At 32.4% G+C, this 8,597-nt stretch carries 7 protein-coding genes and 2 pseudogenes; 6 read left to right on the top strand and 3 right to left on the bottom strand.

Annotated elements, in window-relative coordinates; translation table 11 throughout:
• Positions 1-1,146: 1,146 nt before the first annotated feature.
• A pseudogene (locus tag VIO64_RS09970) lies at positions 1,147-1,603 on the top strand (manganese catalase family protein).
• Between the two features lie 418 nt (positions 1,604-2,021).
• On the opposite strand, the gene VIO64_RS09965 reads toward VIO64_RS09970, so the two are convergent.
• From VIO64_RS09965 to VIO64_RS09955, 3 genes are all read right to left on the bottom strand, one after another.
• Positions 2,022-2,354, bottom strand: coding sequence for a GNAT family N-acetyltransferase (locus VIO64_RS09965; RefSeq protein ID WP_331917686.1), 333 nt, complete (start codon positions 2,352-2,354; stop codon positions 2,022-2,024).
• 62 nt (positions 2,355-2,416) lie between these two features.
• Positions 2,417-4,330: a S41 family peptidase gene (locus VIO64_RS09960; protein WP_331917684.1), complete on the bottom strand. Its 1,914-nt coding sequence runs from the start codon at positions 4,328-4,330 to the stop codon at positions 2,417-2,419.
• A 189-nt stretch (positions 4,331-4,519) separates the two neighbouring features.
• Positions 4,520-5,290 (bottom strand): RDD family protein, encoded by a 771-nt coding sequence (locus VIO64_RS09955; RefSeq protein WP_331917682.1) that lies wholly within the window; start codon positions 5,288-5,290, stop codon positions 4,520-4,522.
• A gap of 519 nt (positions 5,291-5,809) precedes the next feature.
• Between VIO64_RS09955 and VIO64_RS09950 the strand changes: the two genes are divergently transcribed.
• The 5 genes and pseudogenes from VIO64_RS09950 to VIO64_RS09930 form a co-directional block, all read left to right on the top strand.
• The gene (locus VIO64_RS09950; protein ID WP_331917680.1) at positions 5,810-5,989 is read left to right on the top strand and encodes a hypothetical protein; all 180 of its coding nucleotides are present in this window, start codon (positions 5,810-5,812) and stop codon (positions 5,987-5,989) included.
• Between the two features lie 39 nt (positions 5,990-6,028).
• Positions 6,029-6,520, top strand: a complete 492-nt coding sequence (locus tag VIO64_RS09945; RefSeq protein ID WP_331917678.1) for a hypothetical protein — start codon at positions 6,029-6,031, stop codon at positions 6,518-6,520.
• 165 nt (positions 6,521-6,685) lie between these two features.
• Entirely contained in the window at positions 6,686-7,156 is a 471-nt protein-coding gene (locus VIO64_RS09940) for a hypothetical protein (RefSeq protein WP_331917676.1), read from the top strand.
• 263 nt (positions 7,157-7,419) lie between these two features.
• A complete protein-coding gene (locus VIO64_RS09935) occupies positions 7,420-7,743 on the top strand; it encodes a hypothetical protein (RefSeq protein ID WP_331917674.1) in 324 nt (107 codons plus the stop codon).
• A 423-nt stretch (positions 7,744-8,166) separates the two neighbouring features.
• A pseudogene (locus tag VIO64_RS09930) lies at positions 8,167-8,472 on the top strand (IS701 family transposase); the annotation flags it as partial.
• Positions 8,473-8,597: the final 125 nt, after the last annotated feature.

Genomic DNA, 8,597 nt, shown 5'->3' with positions numbered 1-8,597 from the left:
AACTTAACACTTTCATTCCAACCATTACTGATAATGCCATCAATCCGTTTTTTGCCATTATATGTGCTTCTGAAAGGTCTATCTGATAATTTTTAAATTCCTTTCCCTTTTTTGATCCAACCTGATATAATTTCATTGTGGTAGCTCCTTTCGTTTTTGTTTTTCCCAAACAATAGTTTATCAAACTACCGTCTGGACTGCCACCTTCAATTTCTACGAAATTCGGGACTTACTCCATAAAAGCTATAAGTTTATTATGTCAAAAACTGATATAATTGCGATTTTGAATAATAATACCATAAGGTCAATTTCATTAAATTACCATTTACATGCATATTTAGATTATTAACCCCGGGTAGTATAGTAACTCTATAATTAAACACAAAGTGCAAGCACCAATTACTGGTAAACTTTTAACTAATATACCACCTAGCTGATAATTTAAAAACTATTGTGTAACTACGGGATGTGTCTGCTCAAATACACTTAAATACAATCCCTGGACTTCAAAACTTACTGTGGAATCATTGTATTTTGCAATATAATAGTTTGGGGCATATTTACTGCTACTCTCCAATATAAAAGCAATATACTTATCAACAATACTAATAAATGTTTTATATGCCTATACATTTGGTTCCTCCTATGAAATTATATTTATTGGAGAAGTTTCTATCAAATATATCGGTTTCTAACAAACACAGATTAATGTACTTTTGATCATTTTAGATAAAACTCCTTTTGATTTGCCAAATCATAGAATTAACAATTTAGATGTAATTAAGCAATTTCTGTCTATCCCTGACACTGATACTTCTGATACCCTCCTCATTATGAATAACAACTCTGACTATATTACAATAGTGACTAGAATAGCACTACTATTCATATTCTTTCCCTCTTTAGCTTATTTTTCTTATTATTCAATATCTTGTATTTAGAGTTTGTGTTAAAGACCATAAAGAATTCCTCGATAAATTTAAAATCATCGCATCCAACCAGCAAGTCAACCTCTTATAATTTCAAAATATGTTTTAAGAATTCATAATAAAATTGTATTATTAGTAGGAGCAAAAGTACAAATTCATCTGATTGACTATATTATTGATAACTGGCTGTCAATTCTAAATCCGTCCAGACTTATAAATCAAGCATTTCATAATATACCATTTTGATAACGATATAGGTACCGAAGAGCTTGCACACCTTGAAATGGCCGACACAATCGTTCACCAGCTCACTAAAGGTGTACTGCAAAAGTTATGGAGAAAGAAGAATTGGGTGATTATTATGCTGACCACGACTACGCAATATATCCAATGAGTGCCGCAGGCAACCCCTTTACGGCAGCTTACATCCAGTCAAAGGGAGATCCTATCGCTGATCTGGTAGAAGACCTGGCAGCAGAGCAAAAGGCTAGGGCTACCTATGAAAATCTTATAAATATGTGTGATGACCTGATGTTATAGACCCTCTAAGGTTCTTAAGGGAAAGAGAAGTTGTACATTTCCAGAGGTTTGGAGAGGCATTGGATATTGTACAGAGAAGGCTGGCTGAGAAAAAATATTTCGTTCAGAAGCCGGATTTTATGGTGAAGAAGTAAGTAATAATTGATGCGACACCATACCCTGTCAGAACAAAATCGCTTGCGATTTTGTCAACCTTGGTGGTTGTCGTGAGAAATTGCGGTGTTGAAAACACCATAATTTCCTAGACATAAAAAAATCAACTCCGTAGTTCAAGCATTTGGAGCTGATTTTTTTATAAATCCATCTATTATTTATAGTTATATTGTTTATTATAGTATATAATTATTTATTTTTCCATTCTTCTGCTAACATAGCGTATTGATATGTATCAATCCAAATTGGATTTCCATCATCCGATCTTTTAAAAAAGACATTCTTTTTTAAGTATCCTTCCCGCCTCATTGATAACCGCTCTAATAATTTCCACGAGGCAGTGTTTTCCGGATTACACATTGCAACAATCCTATGAGCTCCCAGTTGTTCAAATCCATACTATAGTATCCTACGGGAGGCTTCGGTAGCATAACCACAGCCATAATATTTCGGATTAAAGATATAACCCAGATCCCAGGACATAAATTCCTTCGGCTCTGACTGGTTAAAATACACATGTCCAATCATTTTGTCGCTCTCCTTAAGAACAACAGCCCAAAATATATCACCCTTTGAACGATCAATGGCTTTATTTTTACAATCCTCTTCATCACTTTCAGGTTCAGGCTCATATTTTAAAACTTCTTTTAAAGATAAATATTCATATAAATCCTGCCAATCTTCTTCCTTAAAGCTCCTTACAATAAGCCTATCCGTTTCCATTATAATCATATTTTCACACCTCCCTCAATACCATTTGATAGATCATAGCCGTTTTACAATAGACCCCTTCATCATTTAACCTTTGAAAAATAGTCTGCATCAGACTTACCTTTAACCAATATATCCAGCTTAATGTTACTTCCCATAATATTTTTTTCTTTTACATTCCAATAGTGGTTTACCAAAAATATTACATACTTTTTCTTTTTATCTTCAAATGTTATTTGTCCTACACCTTTACCAACTGTTGGAGTACCGATTATTGTAACATTATCAAGATACTTTTTAAGTCCTAGTGATAAAAGTTCGGAACTGCTGGCTGAGTTCTGATTAACAAATATGTATATATGTTTGAATTTAACTTGGGAGGCAGCAGAGCTGTAAGTATTTATATATCCGTCCCTGTAAACAACATAACTTGTAACACATTCCGGAAGAAGTGCATCTAATATATTATTCGTTGGATAAGCCAAACCTCCCGGATTGTCCCTTAAATCGATAATAAGTTTCTGTTTTTCAGGATTTTTAATTTTATCCAATGCATCCTTGAATTCGTATGCCGTTCCTTGAGTAAACATCAAGATTTTTATATACTTGGTATTATCATTTATGGTTTCAACAGCAATATGATTACTTTCTTTATAATCTTCCAGGTTATCATATTCCTCACCTGATATAAAATAAGTAAATTTATCATCTTTGTATCTAATTGAATTTATAAATTTATTAATATCCTCTAAATTAACTTTATCTTTTCTGGCAAAAGCGTCAATAATATTATCTGCATTTTTTGTTTTATCCAAATAAAGATAATTTTCCTTAACAAAATTGGCAATACGTACGTTTTCAGGCTTTTTGGCTTCTTCCAGTTCCTTTTTAAGTAGCACAGCTGTACTGTTATCAGCATTTGAATTCTGTGCTTTGTCTGTATATTCGGAAGCCTTTATGTAATCTTGCATATCATAGTATTCTAAAGCTATAGATGTTAAGACATTGTCATTTTTGGGATTGATCTTCAATGCGTTTTCATAGCATAGAATGGCATTTGCATGATCTTCTTTCGCAGAATAACAATCGCCCATATACCACATAGCATTTTCATTATTAGGAAACTTTTTATTTACTTTCTTACAAGTTTCAATCAATTCGGTATATTTTTTCTGGCGATATAAAGCTTCCATTTTATCTATTTCCAGTTCAACATCATCTGATTTAACAATTATTGCTTTTTCGAAAGTTTTTATTGATTCATCATATTTTTCTAAAGCCATCAGCGATTCGCCCTTAACCTTTAATCCAATGCTGTTATACATATCAAAAGCAAGTAACGCATCAACAGTCTTGATTGATTCATCATACTCTTTAAGTTCATAATAAGCACTTGCTTTCCATTCATATGCACTGCTATACTTCCGGTCAATCCCTATAGATTTATCAAGCCACTTAATCGACTCATTGAATTTTGCCATATTATAATTGCATAGACCCATATAAAGATAGTTTTCTTTATTTCCTGGAGATATTGTTTCCAGTTTGTTGCATTCAGCTATAACTTCTACATACTTTCCCAATAAGTATAATGAGTCAATTTTAAACAAAAATGCGTTTACATCATCAGGATGATCCTTCAAGTATAATTCAACATACTCTGCAGCTTTTGAATAGTTTTTTGCTTCAAACTCAGCATTGGCAAGCTTCTCATAATCTTTGGACGAAGGAACAACAGCTATTACTACAATAATAAGTATAAAAATCAACGTCAGTATTGCAGCGTATGGCTTTCTATTTCTATTATGTGAAGTACCATAATTTGGGACTGGACGTTCTTTAAAGGCACCAACTTCCAGGTTTTGAGGGGTATAGTTTTCATAATTATGGTTTTTGCTTTTTCTATATTCATCCTCACTCTTAATCAATCCTAATATTTCACCACTAAACTTAGACATGTTGTAAACATACTTGGTTTTAAATTCATAATCAGACATACCTTCAAATTTAGTCTTTAATTCATCAGCCGTGGTTTTTCCAATTTCTTGATACGATAAGGCACTTTGCTTTTCTTCTTTCCATTTTATTTCGGAGTAAATGATATTTAAAACCTCATCAGTGATATCTTCTCCACCATTTAAATTGTTGGATATACTGCTTATTGTCCAAATAATACCCCATGGAATTCACCACCATCCAAAAAGCATCGTTATAATTGTATATTTCAGATGGTATTTAAACTGGCTTTCATCTGCAGGAATAAAATAAATATCACTGGTACTTCTATTGGAAATCATCAAAGCAGACACACATATATAAAAATATCTGAATCTGGCACCTTGGTTTACCTGATTTATCAACTCATCATATGTCATATTATCTATACCAATTAGCTTTTTCCTAATGTTATCTATTTCAATATACTGTTTGTCGGGAGCAATTTTATAGGAACCTGAATAATGTTTTACCAATTCGACTGAAGAATCACGATGATATTTAATAAAATCCTCAAATTCCATAGAATTTTCCAATTCATTATCCATATATTCAATCAAGTCCTTTTTGTACACGACAAAGATACCCGATACCTTATCCCCAAGCCTTTGTTTAAACTTTGACCTTTTTAAAATCATGTAGGTGACTAAAAAAGTTATAGGGTTAAATTCTATCAAATAAAATAATGATCTTAATAAAACCTTATAAAACTTCGGTTTATTGCAATTTTTGTCAACAATCCGGAGATTTAAAAAATATTTACCGATAGTACATCCAAAAATAGACTCAGTCATAGTATAATAAACGCTAATTAAAACAGGAGTAAACAGCCATATTCCCTCAATAAATGCAGATATTATAAACGTTGAAATAATTAAAATCAAAAAGTCAATAAAAAATGCTATTGCTCTAGTCTCAATTATTTTAATACTGGTTTTGAACGCAAGATTTTGAACTTTCATTTAGTCGTATTTCCCTTCATATAAAATCATACATCTTCCTGGTAATGATAACTTACTTAACAGTTACGCCGAAGTGCATTATAGATGATCTAATATCTTCATTTCAAGCAACAAAAGACAATATAATTTTCCAATGGAATCCTTCGCAAATAATAAAACACTCGTTTTGAAAGAACAAAGCCATGAAGTGATTTTGTCAACCTTGATCGTTATCATGAGAAATTATAGTGTAGAATGCAACATAATTTCTTAGACATTGAAAAACTGTGTTTGATTTGATAGAATTGCATTCATATTATTTATTATAACATTAGAATCTGGATTTTTAAATATTCTTCACCATAAAAAATATACATAAAAATCAGTTCAAAAGATTTATAATGATCCTTCAGCATCATTATCCATTTATAGCATACCAAGTAAAAAAGTGATACAATTGATTGTAGATAATTTTGTTCAGGAAATTAAAACTTTGCTGAGAGAGCAAATAAAACGAAAGATTAATTTTATGGAGGTTTAATGAATTCTACAATTGGCTTGAAGCAAATCAAAGAAATAAAAGGGATAAATACTATTTCAGATGTTGAAAGAATTATGAATCATATCAATAATATGGGTAAACGCAAAAAAACTCTATTTTTTGAACTTAAATTTATAATTTTATTACACGGGACTTTAGAGTTTATGAGCTCATGGTAAACTCCTGAAATTGATTAAGTTTTTAAGGAGCATTCAAAAATGTATATAAAAAAGTTAAATATTTTATTTGCGACAATATTACTTATAGTTTTAGTAACTTCATGTACTCCGGAAAAAATAAGCATCCAAACAATAACTGTGTTTAATGAAGATATTCCAGTTTCATTTGATGTTGGTAGCAAAGGAGTCAATATAGAACACATAAATCTTAATGAATTAAAAAATAAACCTAACAAATCCCTTTGGGCTACATATGATTTTGCAGAAGGCAATAAGGATAAGATAAAAAGCTTCATTGATGATGGCCCTAAAGTTTTCATATATGGTTTAGGGCTAAATTCCCAAATTGTTTATAATCTCTTTAGAATAGAACAAGGGAAACAGCTCACTACATCAGGAGCAAAAGATAATTTAACTTCATATGGCTGTATGATTTATAAAAAAAGCGATAAATACTGGGTTAACGCATACTTATCCTATCAAAACAAAATTGATAACTATGTTATGTTTGATATAGATTATGACAGGTGATTTTGTGTATGGTGGTCTACTTTAGAAAATAACGCAAACAAGAATTACAGGTCGCATAAAGAACCTTTCCAGGATAATGGAAATTTGGAATCAAGCCGCCACACAATGCCTCAGAGACCCTATAATTCTTTTATAAAAACACTTGATTAACTAAGGAGGACAATAATGAGGAAAGTGATTATAATGGATGATGAGAATAGTCCAAAGATTGAATTACAGCTAGCATCATTTATTCAAGGGATAAAGCTTTATGTTGATGGCAAGGAAATAAAAAAATCAGCTGATCCGGGAAAACCATATTTGGTTAATATGAAGAATGGTGAAATGAAAAAGATATTTATCAAAGTGAAATTTTTTGATTATATACCTAGTGTTATAGTTGATGGTAAAGAGATTCTTATCGCACCAAAGTTACAGACATATCATTATATAATTGGCGGCATACCTATGCTTATTGTTTTCTTAGGTGGTGCTATTGGTGCAATGGTAGGATTTGCTGGCATGATGATAAATTATAAAATCTTCAGAAGCAAAATGAACGCGGCTTTAAAAATCCTGTCAGTTGCTGGAATTACTTTAGCTGTATATATTACATATCTCGGATTGGCTTTTCTTATTGGAAATATGCTTAGATAAAATTAAGAATATACCAAAAGAATGTTATGACAAACAGACGTTGGCATTATGGTCAAGGCTTAGGTGTTACATGTGCGATATTCTTTTTGATGTTAATGGTGATTATTTTTTTCGCTGCTTTATTTTTCATGATACTAAGTGCTATTTTGTAATTGTATGGGAATTTAGAAGCGAAGAGGCACAACTTCTAAAAAACATATGCTAACAGCAAAACTGCAGATAAAATCATATATGATAAATCAGGAAAGGTTCTTTATTGGCCGATGGGAGAACACGAATCAACTACAAACTGGTTTGAAATGGACGGTACGAAATACATCCAGTTTCGTGAGGGATTCTCAGAGGAACCATTTTTCCTAAGCTTCACTGACAATAAGCACAGTGAACCAATTGCAAATATCAAGTACAATCCGGCGGACAGCCGTGCCTTTAACGAAGTGATGACATTTTTACTGACAAGTAGCACGAGTGATAATCTTGACATATCAACGATATACTCTCTTATTAATGAAAACGGCTTTGAGTTTTTTGATATTCGAGGAACCTCAGGCGGTGAAGTCTTTTGCCCTGAATCCAAACTATATTAAATCAAATCCTATTATGCTCCCATTTCCAATTATGATACACAAAACCTCACCTGCGAATATAGTATTTATGCAAATGAAAAAGGAAGGAGCAAGTGCCGCAATAGGCCATATGTCAATATTGAAAAGGACATCAAGGTAGGTCCTAAAGTTTTCGAGGAATTGAGTCAAACCCTTGATTCCAGACATGGCATGAAACGAGCTGAAATTCCGCAAAAGTATATAGAGCTAGACGAGGCGGCACAGCCTGGCACCCCATTTTTGGCTATAATGAGCTGGAATTGTTCGCATACAGCAAAGACAAAATGGCATACAAACTTGACAATCTGGTATTGTTTGAAAGTAGAGTGTACATCCTAGAAGGGTCTGGCTATAATTATATAGACGGCTATCCTCTACCTGATGATATGAATCAGTACATACTATATTGAGGCCAGCTACCGATATCATAAAAATTCTTTAGGCTTTGATGAATATCAGGTAGAGTCCTTAACATCAATTAAGCGATTCTGGAGTTTGGTATTTATGACATATACATTTTTGGAGTTGTTCAGGGTTTCTAATAAGAAATCCTTGAAAATCCAGAACATTGGAGATACCATAGGTTATTTCCGCAAACAGTATTTGGTTAGCATTGCTAAATACACATACACTTGTGCTATTAACGGGGTAAGTCTGGATGTCGTAGTTGCCAAATTGGGGGTATGCTGGAGTAAGTCCCGAATTTCGTAGAAATTGAAGGTGGCAGTCCAGACGGTAGTTTGATAAACTATTGTTTGGGAAAAACAAAAACGAAAGGAGCTGCCACAATGAAATTATATCAGGTTGGATCAAAAAAGGGAAAGGAATTTAAAAAT

This window comes from Pseudobacteroides sp., from assembly GCF_036567765.1.
Lineage (GTDB): Bacteria > Bacillota > Clostridia > Acetivibrionales > DSM-2933 > Pseudobacteroides.
Note: the sequence above shows the minus strand (reverse complement) of the source record. Positions and strands in the feature narration are given on the sequence as shown.